The sequence below is a fragment of the Methylobacterium sp. D54C genome, assembly GCF_053345595.1.
In genome coordinates this window covers 217366-236024 of record NZ_JBKFAK010000005.1, presented here as the reverse complement: position 1 = coordinate 236024, position 18659 = coordinate 217366, and the positions used below count along the sequence as shown (strand labels likewise).

Below are 18659 nucleotides of genomic sequence, written 5' to 3'. Positions count from 1 at the left end.
CGGGGCTACTTGGCGCCCGCGGTGGCGCGGCGGTTGGCGATGCGCGAGAACATGTTGCCGGTGTAGTCGGCGGTCTTCGGCTTCTCGGGCTCGCCGAGCTTGGCCTCGAAGGCCTCGATCCGCTTGAGCAGCGTCACGTCGTTGAACAGCGAGCTGTTGAAGTTGCTCTGGGCCCGGGGGCCGAGGGCGGTCTGCACCGCTTCGAGTCGTTCCAGAAGCTCTTTGCGCGTCACGGTGCTCTCCAGGGGCGGCTTCGGGACGAAGGACCGCCCGTGCCGCCACTGAAGAGGGCGGTGGTAAACAGCGCGTTAATGCGACCCGCGCCGGTCCCATCCCGCCGAGCCACGGGGACGCCGATCGTCCTCGCGCGCCGCAGGGCTCGCAGGCTCAGAGCCCCTTCAGGAACCCGGCGAGCCGCATCAGCCCCTCGGGCCAGGGGCCGTGCCCGCTCGCCACGTTGAGGTGGCCGGATTCGCCCGCGTCGACCGTGAGCGCCCCCCAGGCATGGGCGAAGTCGTCCGCCCGCTCGTAGGGGCAGTACGGGTCGGTACGGCTGGCGACCAGCAGGGACGGGAAGGGCAGGGGATCGCGCGGCACCGGCGCGAAGGCCCGGACCGCGTCGGGCAGGCCCGGCGCTTCCTCGACGTCCGGGAGCGCCACCAGGAGGGCGCCGCGCACCACCCCCGCGGGGAAGCGCGGCACCGCCTCGACGCACGCCACCACGCCGAGGCTGTGGGCGATCAGGATGACCGGCCGCGTCGCCGCCGCGACCGCCTCGGCGATGCGGCCGCACCACGCCTCCGGGGTCGGTTCGTGCCACTGGTCCTGCTCGACCACGCGCGCGGTGGCGAGGCGGCCCGCCCAGCGGGCCTGCCAATGGTCCTCCTCGGAGCCCCCGAGCCCCGGGACGATGAGGATGTCGCAGTCGGCGGTCTTCATACCGGGATGCCTAGTGCGGACCGGCGGACGCGTCGAGACCGTCCCGTCATTCGGCCGCGATCGGCGCCGCTCCCTCGAGGGCCAGGATGTGTCGGGCGATCTGCACGGAGGCGCGGTTCTTCGCCTTGGCCTCGATCTCGAAATCCGCCCAGGCGAGGTGCCGGGCGACGAGGTCGTTCACCGCCCGGTTCCACATCATGTCGGAATGGGCCGCGAGGTCGCGGACCGCGTGACCGGCCGCGCGCAGGGCCGGGAAGTCGGGCAGGGCGTCCGGATCGCAGGCGGCGGAGACCGCCTCGCGCGACACGCTGATATGGGCCACGGGCCGGACGCCGCGCCAGGATTCCTGCACCCGGGCGATCCGGGGATCGTCCGGCTCGAGATACTCCCCGCCGCTCTCGACCCAGTGGTGGTGCAGGTCGAGCACCACGGGCACGAGGTCGGCGAGCTGCAGCACCGCGTCGAGGCCGAACACGTTCTCGTCGTTCTCCACCGTCACGAGGTCGCGCGCCACCCGGCTCGCCCGGGGCAGGGTCTCTCGGAAGCCCTCGACCCCCGGGTCGCCCGCGCCGACATGGATGTTGATGTGGGCGCCGTGCGGGTGCCAGCCGCCGCCGTAGCCCATCCGGTCGAAGATCTCGGCGTGGTAGTCGAGCTCGGACAGGCCGTTGGCGATCGCCGCCGGGTTGCGGCTCGCCAGCAGGCAGAACGGTCCCGGGTGGAAGCTCAGGCGCACCCCGAGCCGGCGGGCCAGCGCGCCGGCCTCGGCGAGGCCGCGCTCGACCAGCGCCGTCATCTCGGGCTCGGCGTAGAGCGGCTGCGCGATCGGGTGGGTGTAGCCCGGAAGGACGTTGCTCGCCATGCGCAGGAGACGCTCCAGCGGCGGCCGGGCCCCGACCCAGGCGATCTGGCGGGCGAGGGCGTCGAGGTTGTGGGCGACGAGCCCGGTGAGCTTCACCCGCCGGGCGGCCGGCTCCAGCTTCGTGAGATGGGCCATGGTCACGCTGGTGAGGTTCATGTGCAGCGTGGCCTCCCGCTCCGCCTTGAGGGTGGCGTGGGTGCCGGGCGGCTCGTCCAGGACGAACTTGCAGCAGAATCCGAGTCGGGGCTGATCGCGCATAACGAGCACAACGCGCGGAGGGCCGCGGCGTCCCCGCGCGACGCGCGGAACGGCCGCGGCACGACGACGTTGGGATTCCCGAGCGCGGCAGTTCCGCGCACTGGCCCCGATCCATGCCCCCGTCACCGTCGCGTTCGACCGGCCCCTCGGAGGGCGGCTCGATCCTCTGGATCCTGATGCTTGGTTCGGCGCTGGTCGCCCTCGCGGCGGCGCCGGGGCGGCGCCGCGTGCCGGCGGCTCTCCCCGCCGACGAGCCGCCGCTCGACCGCGATCCGTCCTGCGACGATCGGGGCCTGCGAAAGGGCGTCGCCGCGGGGGCGCGCTCGATCTCGGGGCGCGCCGCGCAGCTCACCGCCGCGACCCAGCCGGAGCGCGGCCGCGCCGCCGACAGCCCCGTCGAGATGACGCGGTCCGGCTGGAAGGACATCGTCGTCCGGGTCTACCTGGAGTTCAACAAGGACCGGGTCCTGGCGGTCGCCGCCGGGGTGACCTTCTACACGCTGCTGTCGCTGTTCCCCGCCATCGCCGCGCTGGTCTCCTGCTACGGCCTCTTCGCCGACGTGACCGTCATCAACGATCACCTCGCCCAGCTGCACGCGGTCCTGCCGTCCGGCGCGGTCGAGCTCATCGGCGACCAGGTCAAGCGCATCGCCGCCAAGGGCAGCGGCTCCCTCAGCATCACGTTCTTCTCCAGCCTGCTCCTGTCGATCTGGAGCGCCAACGCGGCCATGAAGGCGATGTTCGACGCGCTGAACGTCGTCTACGAGGAGGAGGAGAAGCGGAACTTCTTCTGGCTCAACCTCCGCTCGCTCACTTTCACGGTCGGCGCCCTGCTGTTCATCATCGTCGCGCTCAACGTGATCGTCGTCGTGCCGGTGATGCTGAACTTCCTGGGCCTCGGCTCGACCGCGTGGCTGCTCGCGGCCCTGCGCTGGCCGGCGATCCTGATCGTCCTGCTCGGCGGCCTGTCGGTGCTCTACCGGTTCGGGCCGAGCCGGGAGCACGCCCGCTGGCGCTGGGTCGGGTTCGGCAGCGTCGTCGCGGGCCTACTCTGGCTCGCCGCGTCGCTCCTGTTCTCCTGGTACGTCGCCAATTTCGGCACCTACAACGAGACCTACGGGTCGCTCGGCGCCGTGATCGGCTTCATGACGTGGATCTGGATCTCCTCGACGATCGTGCTGCTCGGAGGCGAGATCAACGCGGAGCTGGAGCACCAGACCGCCCGCGACACCACCACGGGCGCGCCGCTGCCGATGGGCGCGCGCCGGGCGCGGATGGCCGACACCGTCGGCGCCGCCGCCTGAACGCCGCGTCTCCGATTCCGGAGACGCCCTGCGGCATCCTCCGGGACTGCCGGATAGGGCGCGCGATCCCTATATAGCGTGGCGAGAAGGGAGATCGTCATGGCCGACACGCCGACCACCAGCCCGGAGACCCGCAGCGACGCCGAGTGGCGCTCGGCGCTGACACCGGAGCAGTACCGGGTCCTGCGCGAGCACGGCACGGAGCGGGCCGGCACGAGCTGTCTGCTCGCCGAGAAGCGGGCCGGGACCTTCACCTGCGCCGGCTGCGGTCAGCCGCTGTTCGAGCAGGGCACCAAGTTCGAGTCCGGAACGGGCTGGCCGAGCTTCTTCGAGCCCCTCGACGGCGCCGTCGAGACCACGGTGGACCGCAGCCACTGGATGGTCCGCACCGAAGTGCACTGCGCCCGCTGCAAGGGCCATCTGGGCCACGTCTTCGACGACGGCCCGGCGCCGACCGGCCTGCGCTACTGCATGAACGGCGCGGCGATGAATTTCGAGCCGGCTGAATGAATCGCGGGGGCCGCTAACCTGGGTTCGGAAACGCGGCGCGAAAGCCGGGATATCGGGGACAGGGACCGCCGGGGCCGGATCATCGGCCGGATCCGGTCTTGATTTCGTCGCGTTTTTGCTTAGCGCTCTATAGTCTCAGGATGTCGCTGTCCGGTGATTGGCGACGGAAGCGGTCAGGCTCTGGCGAATACGGCGTGGCAGTCAGCTTATACGCCGTGCGGGCCGGCTCCACGTGCCCCCTTCCGTGCGGCCCGGCGGCGCTGAGGGCTGTCCGCCGGATCGGCGCGCCGCCGACCAAGCGGGAGGGGTTTTGAGTTCATGAGCACCGTTCGCCGATTTCTGGTCGCACCATCCCTGGTCCGCCTGATCCGCAAGGAGCGGGGTGGCGCCCGCATCACAGAGGGTCACTTCGCGCCCCAGGGCGGCCGGGCCTCCTACGTGCGCGTCGACGGCCAGGTCTGCCAGCTGGTCCTGGTGAACAAGGGGCCGGACGGCGTCCCGGTCGAGGAGCGCACCGACGTCCCCCGCGCCCACGGCGACGCCCTGCTGGACGTGTGCCCCGGCAAGGCCGCCTACGACCGCACCACGCTGAATGCCGGCGGGCGCGAGATCGCCATCGACCGCTACGTCACCCCCGGCAGCCTGGACCTGATCAGCGTCACCTTCGACGATGACGGCGAGGCCGCCGGCTTCCACGCCCCGAGCTGGTTCGGCCGCGAGGTCAGCAGCGAGCCGGCCTTCGAGCGGGCGGCCCTGGCCATCCAGGGCGTGCCGGCGGCCGAGGAGGTGGCGCTGAGCAACGCCGCGCTGGACGCGGTGCTGGACCTGATCGAGCCGCGCTTCGGCTTCGGCCGTTACGGTAGCAGCAGCAGCCGGAGCACCGAGTCCGACGAGGGCGCGATGGGTGCTATGCGCCGGGCCGCAGCTCCGGCGGCGCTGGCCGCCGCCGCGCCGGTCGTCGCCGCACCGCCGCCGGCTCCCGAGCCCGCCGCGGCCGCCCCGCGCCCGCCCGAGCCGGCCCCGGAGCATCACCCCGAGCCCGAGCCGCAGCCGGAGCCCGCGCCGGAAGCGGCCGCGCACGCCGCGCCGGCCGCCGAGACGCCCGCCCCGCAATCCGGCAGCGGCGACGCCCTGCACGGGGATGCCCGCATCGACGACGTCATCGAGAGCCTGTCGCAGGCCCTCGGCGCGGCGATCCACCAGCAGCCCGATCCCGCCGCCGAGAACAAGGACGGGAAGAGCGAGGATCCCGCCTCGATGTTCGAGCGCTGGACCGTCCGCCCCCGCCGGACCCAGCAGCAGACCTGACCCGCGTCGCAACGACGCGAGGCACGGCCGGGCCGCAGCGCAGATCGCGCTGCGGCCCGTCTGTTTTCGCGGGTCCGCGGCTCTCGGGTACGAGAGATCTTCGTCCGGGAATGACAGGTTTTTGTCACGGATGGTTCCGGGCGGATAAGCGTGCAGCCGTTGAGGCGCCGAGTGATAGTCGCTAGCGTGCCGGCAAATCGGGAGGGTGCGCGGTCGTCGCACGGGATGGACATGGCACAGGCAATCCAGGCGACGGCTCCCGCGGCAGCGCCCCGCGAGCCCTGGTACAAGGTGCTCTACATCCAGGTGCTGATCGCCATCGCGCTCGGCGTGCTGCTCGGCTGGTACGACCCGGCCACCGGCAAGTCGATGAAGTGGCTCGGCGACGCCTTCATCGGCCTGATCAAGATGATGATCGCGCCGATCATCTTCTGCACGATCGTCCACGGCATCGCGTCGATCGGCGACCTCAAGAAGGTCGGCCGCGTCGGCCTGAAGGCGCTGGTCTACTTCGAGGTGGTGTCCACCATCGCGCTGCTGATCGGCGTCATCGTCGGCGAGGTGATCCGGCCCGGCGCCGGCTTCAACGCCGACCCGTCGAAGCTCGACGCCAGCAAGGTCGCGACCTACGCCAGCAAGGCGGCCGCCGATTCCACCGTCGCCCACATCCTGGCGATCATCCCGAAGAGCTTCCTCGACCCCTTCGCCACCGGCGACCTGCTGCAGGTGCTGCTGATCTCGATCCTCACCGGCGTCGTGGTGACGAATCTCGGCGAGCGCGCGGCCTCGGTGAACCACGCGATCGACACCGCCGGCCAGATCTTCTTCCGGATCATCGGCATCGTCGTGAAGCTCGCCCCCGTCGGCGCCTTCGGCGCCATGGCGTTCACGATCGGCGAGTACGGCATCCAGAAGGTCTACGACCTCGCGTGGCTCGTCGGCACCTTCTACATCACGGCGATCCTGTTCGTGCTTCTGGTGCTCGGGTCGATCGCCCGGGTGGCGGGCTTCTCGATCCTGCGCTTCCTCGCCTACATCAAGGACGAGCTGCTGATCGTGGTCGGCACGTCGTCCTCCGAGACGGTGCTGCCGCAGCTCATGACCAAGATGCGCCGCCTCGGCGCCTCGGACTCGGTCGTCGGCCTCGTGGTGCCGACCGGCTACTCGTTCAACCTCGACGGCACCAACATCTACATGACGCTGGCGACGCTGTTCCTCGCGCAGGCCGTGGGCGTGGACCTGTCGATCAGCCAGTACGCGACCATCATCCTGGTGGCGATGCTGACCTCGAAGGGCGCCTCGGGCGTCACGGGTGCCGGCTTCATCACCCTGGCGGCGACGCTCTCGGCGATCCCCAACAGCCCGGTGCCGGTCGCCGCCATGACCCTGGTCCTCGGCATCGACAAGTTCATGTCCGAGTGCCGCGCGCTCACCAACCTCGTGGGCAACGGCGTCGCCTGCGTGGTGGTCAGCCGCTGGGAAGGCGAGCTCGACGTCGCCAAGCTCAACGAGGTGATGGCCCACCCGGTCGCCATCGGCACCCACATCGCCGACGAGTCGCCGCAGCCGATGGGCACCGACAGCAAGGTCGCCGCCGCCGAGTGATGGGATCGCCGACGGCGGAGAACGCGGGTCGCCCGCGTCTCGGGATCGATCTCGGCGGCACCAAGATCGCCGGGATCGTGCTCGGCCGGGACGGGTCGACCCTGGCCGAGGCGCGGATGCCCGCCCCGCGGGGCGCCTACCGGGCCACCGTCGAGGCCGTGGCCGACCTCGTCCTGCGTCTCGAGGCCGAGGCCGGCACGCCCTGCAGCGTCGGCATCGGCATGCCCGGGAGCCTGTCCCCGGCGACGGGCCTCGTGCGCAACGCCAACTCGCACTGGCTCAACGGACACCCATTCGCGGCCGATCTCGGCGCGCGCCTTGAGCGCCCGCTCCGGATCGAGAACGACGCCAACTGCCTGGCGGTGTCGGAGGCGATCGACGGCGCCGGCGCCGGGGCCCGCGTGGTCTGGGCGGTGATCCTGGGCACCGGCGTCGGGTCCGGCATCGCCCTCGACGGTCGGGTGCTCACGGGCCGCAACGGCATCGCGGGCGAGTGGGGCCACGGCCCCCTGCCGGCGCCCCGCGACGACGAGCGGCCGGGCGCCCCATGCTATTGCGGTCGCCGGGGCTGCGTCGAGACCTGGCTGTCCGGTCCCGGGCTGGCCGCCGACCACGCACGGCGGCACGGCGGCAACCTCACCGCCGAGGCGGTCGTCGCCGAGGCCCGGGCCGGAAGCCCGGCGGCGCGGGAGACGCTCGCCGTCCACCTCGAGCGCCTCGGGCGCGCGGCCGCCCAGGTGGTGAACCTCCTCGATCCGGACGTGATCGTGATCGGCGGCGGCCTGTCGCGCATCCCGGAGCTGATCGCGGGCCTGCCGGCGGCGATCGCCCCCCACGTCTTCTCCGACGCCTTCGACACGCCCGTGCGGGCGAGCCTGCACGGCGACGCGTCGGGCGTGCGCGGCGCGGCGTGGCTGTGGGAGGCGGAGACCGTCTGAGACTTGTCCGCGGCCCGTCCGCGACCCGGCCTTGGTCGATCGAACTGCCGAGCTCACAGAGACGTCGGTTGCGGGACCGGAGGGGGCAGGGCAGGACGGCAGCACCGCATCGCCGAAGCCCCGATGATCGTCCGCACCCGGCCCAACCTGCTGACCCTGCTGTTCACCCTGCGCGGCTCGATCGTGCCGCGGGTGGCGCCCAAGCTCGCGGGGATCGTCGCGGTCTCGTGCGCGGTGGTGTGGGCGGAATCGCGGTGGCCCGCGCTGTTCCCGGTCAGCGCGGGGGTGACGCCGTTCACCGTGGTCGGCCTCGCCCTCTCGATCTTCCTGAGCTTTCGCAACAACGCCTGCTACGAGCGCTGGTGGGAGGCCCGGAAGCACTGGGGCAACCTGATCGGCGAGGTGCGCAACCTCGCCCGCGCCCTCCCGGCCCTGCTGCCCGAGCGGGAGGCCGCGCTCCAGCTCCGGCGCCTGTCGGCCTTCGCGCACGGCCTCCACGCCCGCCTTCGCGACTTGGACGAGGCCGCCGCCGTCGACCGGACGAGCCCCGGATCGGACCTGTCCGGCCCGAACCCCACCGACTCGGTCCTGGCCGCCATCACCCACGATCTCGCCGCGCTGACGCGCGCGGGCCGCCTCAGCGACATCCAGTTCGGCCTCCTCGAGGCCCGGATCGAGGCGCTGTCGGGGGTGCACACCGCCTGCGAGCGCCTCGCCAACACGCCGCTGCCCTTCGCCTACACCCTTCTCGTATACCGGACCGCGTGGCTCTACTGCCTGCTCCTCCCGGTGGGCCTCACCGGCGCCCTGGGCTGGGCGACTCCGATCGTGGTGGCGCTCGTGGCCTACACGTTCTTCGGACTCGACGCCCTCGGGGACGAGCTCGAGGAGCCGTTCGGCACCGAGCCCAACGACCTGCCCCTCGACGCCATGGTCCGCGCCGTGGACCGCATCGTCCACCACGCCCTCGGCGAGCCGATGCCCCAGGCGCTGGCGCCCGACGGGTACTGGCTGCGCTAGCGCCTACCCGTTCCAGGCGCGCAGCACCGGCTCGGTGCGGTCGTGCTCGTAGCCGAGCACCGAGACGCTCGCGGTGCCGAGGACGAGGAGCGCGCCGCACCGCGGCTCCAGGCCGATCCAGCGCGCGGCCAGCACCCGCAGAAAATGTGCGCTGGAGAAGACGATGAGGTCGGCGTCGCGGGCGCGGGCCCGGGCGATGACCCGATCCGCGCGGGCACCGACATCCGCCGCCGTCTCGCCGCTTGGGCAGCCGTCGCGGAACAGCCGCCAGTCCGGCCGCTCGGCCAGGATCGCCTTCGTGGTCCGGCCCTCGTAGGCGCCGTAATCCCACTCGGCGAGATCCGGGTCGATCGCGCGGCGGTCGCCGAAGCCCGCCAGCGCGCAGGTCGTGGCCGCCCGGCCCGACGGGCTCGACCATACCTCCGCGTAGGCGCGGCGCGCCAGGCGCGGTGCGAGGGCGCGCGCCGCGTCCTCACCCTCCGGCGTCAGGGGGATGTCGCTGCGCCCGGTATGCTGACCGGACCGGCTCCAGGCGGTCTCGCCGTGGCGGACCAGCGTGATCTGCGGGAACGGGCTCTCGGCCATGCGTGCCTCCCCGGGCACGCGGTCCGCGGCCCTGTCATCGATCCAGTCATCGACCCTGCCATCAACGCCGCCGCCGCGCTTCGGTCTCATCGGTTCGGCAATGCCGTCGGGAGCCGTCACGCGCCGTCTTGGACCCGATCAAGATCGGGCTTGCGCCCGCAGGAAAACGGACATAAACATATCTTTATGTCTATCGAACGCAGGCAAGAAGCGGGGTCGATCCCCTTTCCGGAAGCCCTGGGCGTCCTGCGTGCCGCCGCGGAGGAGACGCGCCTGCGCATCCTGGCGCTGCTCGTCGAGGGGGAACTGTCGGTGTCCGACCTCACCGACATCCTGGGTCAATCGCAGCCGCGGATCTCCCGCCACCTGAAGCTCTTGGTGGAGGCCGGGCTGGTCGAGCGGCACCGCGAGGGGGCCTGGGCGTTCTTTCGGCTGTCCGACGCCCGCGCCGGCTTGGCGGACCCGCTTCTGTCCGGTCTCGACCGGACCGCGCCGCCCCTGTCGGAGGACCGCGCGCGCCTCGACGCCGTCCGGGCGCAGCGGGCGGATGCGGCCACGACCTTCTTCGCCCGGCTGGCTCCCAAATGGGACGAGCTGCGCTCCCTGCACGTGCCCGAGGCGATCGTGGAGGCCGCAGTGCTCGACGCCCTCGGCGACCGCCCGATCGGCAGCCTGATCGATCTCGGCACCGGCACCGGCCGGATGCTCGGCCTGCTGGCGCCCCGGGCCGGCCGGGCCACCGGGCTCGATTCGAGCCACGCCATGCTGTCCGTCGCCCGGGCCAACCTGGAGCGCCAGGGCTTGGCAAGGGTGGACCTGCGGCAGGGCGACATCCACGCGCCGCCCTTCGCGCGGGCGAGCTTCGACCTCGTCGTGGTCCATCAGGTGCTGCACTATCTCGACGACCCGGCCCGGGCGCTCCGCGGGGCCGCGCGGCTCGTGGCGCCGGGCGGCCGCCTGCTGGTAGTGGACTTCGCGCCGCACGAGCTGGAATTCCTCCGCACCGGGCAGGCCCACCGGCGCCTCGGCTTCTCCGCCGAGCAGGTCTCCGGCTGGCTCGCCGAGTCCGGCCTCGCGACGGTCGCCACCCGCGATCTGACGCCCCGCGAGTCGGGCCAGCTCACCGTCACCCTCTGGCTCGCACAGGACGGGCTGGCTCAGGACGAGCTGGCCGACACCGACACAGAACAGCCTCAGCGCGCCGTCGCCTGAGACACCGACCTCCGCAGACTTCGTCTGAACCGACCGACATAGAGGACGAGACCCCGATGCGCCGCTCCACCCACCGCGCCAGCCGCGACGGCTACCACCCGATCCGCGTCTCGATCGAGTTCTTCCCCCCGAAGACCGACGAGATGGAGAAGATCCTCTGGAACTCCATCGAGCGCCTCGCGCCGCTGCAGCCGAGCTTCGTCTCGGTGACCTACGGCGCCGGCGGCTCCACCCGCGAGCGCACCCACAACACGGTCGCCCGCATGGTCCGCGAGACCGGCCTCAAGCCCGCCGCCCACCTCACCTGCGTGGACGCCTCCCGCGAGGAGATCGACGCGGTGGTCCAGTCCTACTGGGACGCGGGCGTGCGCCACATCGTGGCGCTGCGCGGCGACCCGGCCGAGGGTGTCGGCCACGCCTACCGGCCGCACCCGGAGGGCTACGCCTCGACCGCAGAGCTGGTGAAGGGGATCAAGCGGATCGGCGACTTCAAGGTCTCGGTCTCGGCCTATCCCGAGAAGCACCCCGAGGCGGCCTCCCTCGACGCCGACATCGACGCCCTGAAGGCCAAGGTCGATGCCGGGGCCGACCAGGCGATCACCCAGTTCTTCTTCGAGAACGAGATCTACCTGCGCTACCTGGACAAGGTCCGGGCCGCCGGGATCACGATCCCGATCATCCCGGGCATCCTACCGGTGCAGAACTTCAAGCAGGCGGCGAACTTCGCCCGCCGCACCGGCGCCTCGGTGCCCTACTGGTTGGCCGCCCGGTTCGAGGGGCTGGAGGACGACGTCGAGACCCGCCGGCTCGTGGCCGGCGCGGTGGCGGCCGAGCAGGTGCTCGACCTCGTGGACGAGGGCGTCAACGACTTCCACTTCTACTCGATGAACCGCTCCGACTTGGTCTACGCGATCTGCCACCTGCTCGGCCTGCGCGCCCAGGCGCCGAAGCTGGCGGCCGCGAAGGCCGCGGCTTAAATTCAGGCGGCGCCCGGTTCGGGCGCAGCAGGGGGCACCGCCATGGCTGAGCCGCAGGATTTGATCGTTCCGCTCCTCCGGGAGATGAGAGCGGAGATGAAAGCAGGTTTCGAGCGCATCGACCGCAAGCTGGAAGTAGACGGTGTGCGCTTCGATAGGCTCGAGCGCCGCTTCGACAATTTGCGTGAAGCCGTGAACGGCGAATCGGTCCTCGGCCGCTACGCCGCCGCGGAGGTCGAGGAGCGGCTCGAAGCGATCGAGAAGCGGCTTGCCGCCCTGGAAAAGGCGGGCTGACCGCAGGACCCAAAACACCGATCGAGCCCACCCTCCACCTCATCCTTAGGTGCCGCGCGAGCGGCCCCGAAGGAGGGCTCCAGGGAACACCGAGATATCTGGAGGCCTCCAAGGCCTCCGCTTCGCTCCGGCACCTCAGGACGAGGTGATCTGACAGGACGCACAATGACCGATTTTGCCCCCGTCGACGGCACCGAGATCGCGAAGGCCCTGCGCCAGCGCGCCGCGGAGAAGATCCTCGTCCTCGACGGGGCGATGGGCACCGTCATCCAGCGCCTGAAGTTCTCGGAAGAGGACTTTCGCGGCGACCGGTTCAAGGATCACGGGCACGATCAGAAGGGCAACAACGACCTGCTGATCCTGACCCAGCCCGACGCGATCCGGCAGATCCACCTCGACTACTTCCTGGCCGGCGCCGACGTCTGCGAGACCAACACCTTCTCGGGCACCACCATCGCCCAGGCCGATTACGGCATGGAGTCGATCATCCACGAGCTGAACGCTCAAGGAGCGCGGCTCGCCCGGGAGGCCGCCAAGCTCGCCGAGGAGAAGGACGGCCGCCGCCGTTTCGTGGCCGGCGCCATCGGCCCGACGAACCGGACCCTGTCGATCTCGCCGGACGTGAACAACCCGGGCTTCCGGGCGGTCACCTTCGACCAAGTGAAGCAGGCCTACGTGGAGCAGGTCCGCGGCCTGATCGACGGCGGCGCCGAGCTGATCCTGATCGAGACCATCTTCGACACGCTCAACGCCAAGGCCGCGGTCGCGGCGGCGTGGCAGGTCTTCGACGAGACCGGCATCCGCTTGCCGATCCAGATCTCCGGCACGATCACAGATCTCTCGGGCCGCACCCTGTCGGGCCAGACTCCGGCGGCCTTCTGGCACTCCCTGCGCCATTCCGAGCCGCTGACCTTCGGCCTCAACTGCGCCCTCGGCGCCCGCGAGATGCGCGGCCACATCGCCGAGCTGTCGCGGATCTGCGACACGCTGGTCTGCGCCTACCCGAATGCCGGCCTGCCGAACGAGTTCGGCCTCTACGACGAGAGCCCGGAGGCGATGGGCAAGCTGGTCGGCGAGTTCGCCGAATCCGGCCTCGTCAACATGGTCGGCGGCTGCTGCGGCACCACGCCGGACCACATCCGCGCCATCGCGGAGGCCGTCGCCGGCAAGGCGCCGCGGCCGATCCCCGAGGTGCCGCGCCTGATGCGGCTGTCGGGCCTCGAGCCCTTCGTGCTCACGCCGGAAATCCCCTTCGTGAACGTCGGCGAGCGCACGAACGTCACCGGCTCGGCCAAGTTCCGCAAGCTCATCACCAACGGCGACTACGCGGCGGCCCTCGATGTCGCCCGCGATCAGGTGGCGGCCGGCGCCCAGGTGATCGACGTCAACATGGACGAGGGCCTGCTCGACTCCCAGAAGGCGATGGTCGAGTTCCTGAACCTCGTCGCCGCCGAGCCCGACATCGCCCGGGTACCCGTGATGGTCGATTCCTCGAAGTTCGAGGTGATCGAGGCCGGCCTGAAGTGCATCCAGGGCAAGCCGATTGTGAACTCGATCTCCATGAAGGAGGGCGAGGAGAAGTTCATCGAGGCCGCCAAGGTCTGCCGCTCCTACGGCGCCGCCGTGGTGGTGATGGCCTTCGACGAGCAGGGGCAGGCGGATTCCTACGAGCGCAAGGTCGAGATCTGCACCAAGGCCTACCGGATCCTGACCGAGCAGGTCGGCTTCCCGCCCGAGGACATCATCTTCGATCCGAACATCTTCGCGGTCGCCACGGGCATCGAGGAGCACAACCCGTACGGCGTGGCCTTCATCGAGGCGACCCGCACGATCCGCGAGACCCTGCCGCACGCCCACATCTCGGGCGGCGTCTCGAACCTGAGCTTCGCGTTCCGCGGCAACGAGCCGGTGCGTGAGGCCATGCACGCGGTGTTCCTGTTCCACTGCATCAAGGCCGGCATGGACATGGGCATCGTCAATGCCGGCCAGCTCGCCGTCTACGACGAGATCCCGGCGGAGCTGCGCGAGCTGTGCGAGGACGTCGTCCTCAACCGCCGCGAGGATTCCACCGAGCGCCTGCTGGAGGCCGCCGAGCGCTTCAAGACCGGCGCCTCGGCCCAGGCCAAGACCGCCGACCTGACCTGGCGCGAGGCTCCGGTCGAGAAGCGGATCGAGCACGCGCTGGTCAACGGCATCACCGAGTACATCGTGGCCGACACCGAGGAGGCGCGGGCCTCAGCCGAGCGCCCGCTCCACGTCATCGAGGGCCCGCTGATGGCCGGCATGAACGTGGTCGGCGACCTGTTCGGCTCCGGCAAGATGTTCCTGCCGCAGGTGGTGAAGTCCGCCCGCGTGATGAAGCAGGCGGTCGCTTATCTCGAACCGTTCATGGAGGAGGAGAAGCGCGCCAACGGCGGCGACGGCAAGCGCCAGGCCGCCGGCAAGGTGCTGATGGCGACCGTGAAGGGCGACGTCCACGATATCGGCAAGAACATCGTCGGCGTCGTGCTGGCCTGCAACAACTACGAGATCATCGATCTCGGCGTGATGGTGCCGGCTGCCAAGATCCTGGAGACCGCCAAGACCGAGAAGGTCGACATCGTCGGCCTGTCGGGCCTGATCACCCCGTCGCTCGACGAGATGGTCCATGTGGCCGGCGAGATGGAGCGCGAGGGGCTCGACGTGCCGCTGCTGATCGGCGGTGCCACCACGAGCCGCGTCCACACGGCGGTGAAGATCCACCCGGCCTACGCCAAGGGGCAGGCGGTCTACGTCACCGACGCGAGCCGCGCGGTCGGCGTGGTGTCGAGCCTGATCTCGAAGGAGACCCGTGGGAAGACGATCGAGAAGGTCCGGGCCGAGTACGCCAAGGTGGCGGACGCCCACAGGCGCTCGGAGGCCGACAAGCAGCGGCTGCCCCTCGCGAAGGCGCGGACCAACGCCTTCAAGATCGACTGGTCGGGCTACAAGCCGGCCAAGCCGACCTTCACCGGCACGAGGGTCTACGGCTCCTACGAGGTCGCCGACCTCGTGCCCTACATCGACTGGACGCCGTTCCTGCAGACCTACGAGTTCAAGGGCCGCTTCCCGGCGATCCTGGACGATCCCGAGCAGGGCCCGGCCGCCCGCGCCCTCTACGAGGACGCTCAGGAGATGCTGAAGCAGATCGTGGAGGAGCGCTGGTTCAACCCGAAGGCGGTGATCGGCTTCTGGCCGGCCAACAGCGTCGGCGACGACATCGCGCTCTACACCGGCGAGAGCCGGTCGGAGCGGCTCGCCACCTTCCACGGCCTGCGCCAGCAGCTCTCGAAGCGCGACGGGCGGTCGAACACCTGCCTGTCGGACTTCGTGGCCCCGGCCGAGACCGGCATCGCCGACTATGTCGGCGGCTTCGTGGTCACCGCCGGCCTGGAGGAGGTGCGGATCGCCGAGCGGTTCGAGCGGGCGAACGACGATTACCGGGCGATCCTCGTGAAGGCGCTCGCCGACCGCATCGCCGAGGCCTTCGCCGAGCGGATGCACGAGCGGGTGCGCAAGGAGTTCTGGGGCTACGCGTCCGACGAGGCCTACGGGCCCGAGGAGCTGGTGCTGGAGAAGTACGACGGCATCCGTCCGGCCCCGGGCTACCCGGCCCAGCCCGACCACACCGAGAAGACCACCCTGTTCGACCTGCTGAAGGCGGAGAGCCGGATCGGCGTGAGGCTCACCGAGTCCTACGCGATGTGGCCGGGTTCGTCGGTGTCGGGGATCTACATCGCCCACCCGGAGGCGCACTATTTCGGCGTCGCCAAGGTGGAGCGGGATCAGGTCGAGGATTACGCCGCCCGCAAGGGGATGGATGTCCGCGACGTCGAGCGCTGGCTCGGCCCGATCCTGAACTACGATCCGGCGCGGTACATGCCGCAGGCGGCGGAGTAGGGGCGGGGCACCACCGTCATCGCGAGCGCAGCGAAGCGAAGCGACCCAGGGCATCGCGACATCGGTCGGCCTGACGCCCCTGGATTGCTTCGCTCCGCAAGGACGGCAGGGCGGCGCGAGCCGCCCATCCAACCTCAGCAGGTCCCCGCACCCCGCGTGTTCACGTACAGTGAATAGACCGAGTGCGTGGACGTCATCAGCAGCAGGTTGCGGTTGAGTCCGCCGAAGCACAGGTTGGCGCAGCGCTCCGGCAGGCGGATCCGGCCGATCAGCTTGGCCTGAGGCGAGAGCACGATGATCCCGTCCTCGGCCTCGCTCATCCCCCAGCCGCACCAGAGATTGCCGTCGACGTCGACCCTAAAGCCGTCCGGCGTGCCGGTGCCGGCATCGTAGAAGACGCGGCCGTTCGCGGCCTTGGTGCCGTTCTCGACCACGTCGTAGACGCGGATCAGGCGGTTCGGCTTCGCCCGCGCCTCGATGAGGTAGAGCTTGGACTCGTCCGGCGAGAAGCAGAGCCCGTTCGGACCCGCCACGCCCTCGACCGCGACGCTGGCCTGTCCCGTCCTCGGATCGATCCGGTAGACGTTGCCGGGAAGCTCCGGCGCGGCCATCGACTCGTGCGGGTTCGGCCCGAAGGCCGGGTCGGTGAACCAGACCGCGCCGTCGGAATGGCAGACCACGTCGTTCGGCGAGTTCAGCGGCTTGCCGTCGAACCAGTCCATCAGCGTGGTCAGGCTCCCGTCGTGCTCGGTGCGGGTGACGCTGCGGGTCCTGTGCTGGCAGGTGATCAGCCGGCCCTGCCGGTCGCGGGTGTTGCCGTTGGCGTAGTTCGACGGCTTGCGGAACACCGAGAGCTTGCCGGACGCCTCCTCCCACTTCATGATCCGGTCGTTGACCACGTCGCTGAACAGCAGCGATCCCATGTCGCCGAACCAGACCGGCCCCTCGGCCCAGCGGAAGCCGGTGGCGACCCGCTCCACCGTTGCCGAGGCGAGCCGGTACTTGGCGAAGGCCGGGTCGAGGATCTCGACGGCCGGGTCCGGCACCCGCTGCGACGGCTCCCAGCCGGCTCCGGCCGCCCGCGCGGCACCGAGCAGGGCCGCCCCGGCGAGCAGTCCCCTGCGTGCGATCATGACCATGGTACCTCCCTGTGGTGTGACCTGCCGCCTGTTGCCGACGGCTCGGGCCGGTCAGTGAATCTCGGGTTCCGGAATACCGCCGGCGCCCTCCAGAAAGTCGAAGTCGCAGCCCTCGTTGGCCTGCCGCACGTGCTGGGCGAACAGCCGGTTGTAGCCCCGCGGATAAGACCGGTCCGGCGGCCGGAACGCCTTCACCCGCGCCGCGATCTCGGCGTCGTCGAGGTGCAGGTGGATCCGCCGCCCGGGCACGTCCACGGTGATGAGGTCACCGTCGCGCACGGCCGCGAGCGGGCCGCCCGCGGCCGATTCCGGCGCCACGTGCAGGATGCAGGCACCGTAGCTGGTCCCGCTCATCCGCGCGTCCGAGATGCGGACCATGTCGCGCACGCCCTGCCGGAGCAGGACCTTCGGGATCGGAAGCATGCCCCATTCGGGCATGCCGGGGCCGCCGATCGGGCCGGCATTGCGCAGGATCATCACGTGGTCGGGCGTGACGTCGAGGTCGAGGTCGTTCACCGCCGCGCTCATCGCGTCGTAGCTGTCGAAGACCAGCGCGGGACCGGTGTGCTGCAGCAGCCGCGGGTCGGCGGCCGGCGGCTTGATCACGCAGCCGTCGGGAGCGAGGTTGCCGTACAGGATCGCGGTCCCGCCCATGGCCACGATCGGTCGGTCGAGCGGGCGGATCACGTCGTCGTTGAACACCCGCATGCCGGCCAGCCCGTCGCCGATCGTGCCGCCGGTGACCGAGCGGGCGTCGAGGTGGAGGAGGGGGGACAGGCGCGCCATCAGGGCGCGGATGCCGCCCGCGATGTGGAAATCCTCCATGAGCCACTGACCCGAGGGCCGGAGGTTGGCGATGACCGGCACCTTCTGGGCGAACTCGTCGAACTCGGTGAGCTTGACCGGGATACCGGCGCGCCCCGCCATGGCCACCAGGTGGATCATCGCGTTGGTGGAGCCGGCGAGCGCGTTGTGGACCACCAGCGCGTTGTCGACCGAGCGGCGGTCGAGGATGTCGGACGGCTTCAGGTCCTCCCAGATCATCTCGACGATCCGCCGGCCGCAGGCGCCGGCCATGCGCGGATGGTCGGCGTCGGCCGCCGGGATCGAGGCCGAACCGGGCAGCGATAAACCCAGGGCCTCGGTGATCGCCGTCATGGTCGAGGCCGTGCCCATGGTCATGCAGGTTCCGGCGGAGCGGGCGATGCCCGCCTCCATGTCGTTCCATTCCTGCGTGGTGATGTTCCCGGCCTCCTTCTCGGCCCAGTACTTCCAGACATCCGAGCCCGAGCCCAGGATCGTCCCGCCGAAGTGGCCGCGCATCATCGGTCCCGCCGGCAGGAACACCATCGGCAGGTTCATGGAGATCCCGCCCATCACTGTGCCGGGCGTGGTCTTGTCGCAGCCGCCCATCAGCACCGCGCCGTCCACGGGGTGCTGGCGCAGCAGTTCTTCCACCTCCATGGCCAGGAGGTTGCGGTAGAGCATCGTGGTCGGCTTGACGAAGTTCTCCGACAGCGACAGCGCTGGCAGCTCGATCGGGAAGCCGCCCGCCTGCCAGACGCCGCGCTTCACGTGCTCGACGCGCTCGCGGAAATGCTGGTGACAGGGGTTGATGTCGCTCCAGGTGTTGATGATGCCGACGATCGGCTTGCCGGTGAAATCCGCCCGCTCGTAGCCCATCTGCAGCATGCGCGAGCGGTGGCCGAAGCTGCGCAGGTCGGTGGCGCCGAACCAGCGCTGGCTGCGCAGATCCTCCAGGGTCTTCTTGCGCGCGGTCATCGCTCTGT

16 protein-coding genes are annotated in these 18659 nt (G+C 70.6%); 10 read left to right on the top strand and 6 right to left on the bottom strand.

The genetic code is table 11. The annotated features are described in order from the left end of the window. Nucleotides 1–5: 5 nt before the first annotated feature. The 3 genes from ACLBYB_RS14520 to ACLBYB_RS14510 form a co-directional block, all read right to left on the bottom strand. Entirely contained in the window at nt 6–233 is a 228-nt protein-coding gene (locus ACLBYB_RS14520; RefSeq protein WP_447699181.1) for a hypothetical protein, read from the bottom strand. 154 nt (nt 234–387) lie between these two features. Further along, nucleotides 388–939, bottom strand: a complete 552-nt coding sequence (locus tag ACLBYB_RS14515) for an RBBP9/YdeN family alpha/beta hydrolase (RefSeq protein ID WP_447699180.1) — start codon at nt 937–939, stop codon at nt 388–390. Nucleotides 940–985: 46 nt separating this feature from the next. Further along, a complete protein-coding gene (locus ACLBYB_RS14510; protein ID WP_447699179.1) occupies nt 986–2059 on the bottom strand; it encodes a UV damage endonuclease UvsE in 1074 nt (357 codons plus the stop codon). Nucleotides 2060–2172: 113 nt separating this feature from the next. Here ACLBYB_RS14510 and ACLBYB_RS14505 point away from each other — a divergent pair, with 113 nt between their 5' ends. The 6 genes from ACLBYB_RS14505 to ACLBYB_RS14480 all read left to right on the top strand — a co-directional run bounded on the left by ACLBYB_RS14505 (nt 2173) and on the right by ACLBYB_RS14480 (nt 8744). Then, nucleotides 2173–3363, top strand: coding sequence for a YihY/virulence factor BrkB family protein (locus ACLBYB_RS14505; RefSeq protein ID WP_447699178.1), 1191 nt, complete (start codon nt 2173–2175; stop codon nt 3361–3363). Between the two features lie 99 nt (nt 3364–3462). Further along, a complete protein-coding gene (gene msrB, locus ACLBYB_RS14500) occupies nt 3463–3873 on the top strand; it encodes a peptide-methionine (R)-S-oxide reductase MsrB (protein ID WP_020095375.1) in 411 nt (136 codons plus the stop codon). Between the two features lie 318 nt (nt 3874–4191). Next, nucleotides 4192–5181: a hypothetical protein gene (locus ACLBYB_RS14495; protein WP_091680378.1), complete on the top strand. Its 990-nt coding sequence runs from the start codon at nt 4192–4194 to the stop codon at nt 5179–5181. 231 nt (nt 5182–5412) lie between these two features. Continuing rightward, entirely contained in the window at nt 5413–6786 is a 1374-nt protein-coding gene (locus ACLBYB_RS14490; protein WP_447681063.1) for a dicarboxylate/amino acid:cation symporter, read from the top strand. Beyond that, on the top strand, nt 6786–7724 hold the full coding sequence (locus ACLBYB_RS14485; protein ID WP_447699177.1) for an ROK family protein: 939 nt from the start codon (nt 6786–6788) through the stop codon (nt 7722–7724). Before ACLBYB_RS14490 ends, ACLBYB_RS14485 begins: the two co-directional genes overlap by 1 nt. 123 nt (nt 7725–7847) lie before the next feature. Continuing rightward, nucleotides 7848–8744, top strand: a complete 897-nt coding sequence (locus tag ACLBYB_RS14480) for a bestrophin family protein (RefSeq protein ID WP_447699176.1) — start codon at nt 7848–7850, stop codon at nt 8742–8744. A 3-nt stretch (nt 8745–8747) separates the two neighbouring features. Here the strand turns inward: ACLBYB_RS14480 and ACLBYB_RS14475 are convergent, their stop codons facing one another. Then, complete coding sequence (locus tag ACLBYB_RS14475; RefSeq protein WP_447681065.1) at nt 8748–9329, bottom strand: histidine phosphatase family protein; 582 nt, start codon at nt 9327–9329, stop codon at nt 8748–8750. Nucleotides 9330–9515: 186 nt separating this feature from the next. Here ACLBYB_RS14475 and ACLBYB_RS14470 point away from each other — a divergent pair, with 186 nt between their 5' ends. The 4 genes from ACLBYB_RS14470 to metH all read left to right on the top strand — a co-directional run bounded on the left by ACLBYB_RS14470 (nt 9516) and on the right by metH (nt 15730). After that, nucleotides 9516–10541: an ArsR/SmtB family transcription factor gene (locus ACLBYB_RS14470; protein ID WP_447699175.1), complete on the top strand. Its 1026-nt coding sequence runs from the start codon at nt 9516–9518 to the stop codon at nt 10539–10541. 56 nt (nt 10542–10597) lie between these two features. Continuing rightward, complete coding sequence (gene metF, locus ACLBYB_RS14465; RefSeq protein WP_447681066.1) at nt 10598–11518, top strand: methylenetetrahydrofolate reductase [NAD(P)H]; 921 nt, start codon at nt 10598–10600, stop codon at nt 11516–11518. A gap of 42 nt (nt 11519–11560) precedes the next feature. After that, nucleotides 11561–11812 (top strand): hypothetical protein, encoded by a 252-nt coding sequence (locus ACLBYB_RS14460; protein WP_091927525.1) that lies wholly within the window; start codon nt 11561–11563, stop codon nt 11810–11812. 165 nt (nt 11813–11977) lie between these two features. Beyond that, a complete protein-coding gene (metH, locus tag ACLBYB_RS14455) occupies nt 11978–15730 on the top strand; it encodes a methionine synthase (RefSeq protein WP_447699174.1) in 3753 nt (1250 codons plus the stop codon). Between the two features lie 134 nt (nt 15731–15864). Here metH and ACLBYB_RS14450 read toward each other — a convergent pair whose 3' ends face one another. Beyond that, nucleotides 15865–16869: an SMP-30/gluconolactonase/LRE family protein gene (locus tag ACLBYB_RS14450; RefSeq protein ID WP_447699173.1), complete on the bottom strand. Its 1005-nt coding sequence runs from the start codon at nt 16867–16869 to the stop codon at nt 15865–15867. Between the two features lie 51 nt (nt 16870–16920). Then, nucleotides 16921–18651: an L-arabinonate dehydratase gene (araD, locus tag ACLBYB_RS14445; protein WP_447699172.1), complete on the bottom strand. Its 1731-nt coding sequence runs from the start codon at nt 18649–18651 to the stop codon at nt 16921–16923. Nucleotides 18652–18659 lie beyond the last annotated feature (8 nt).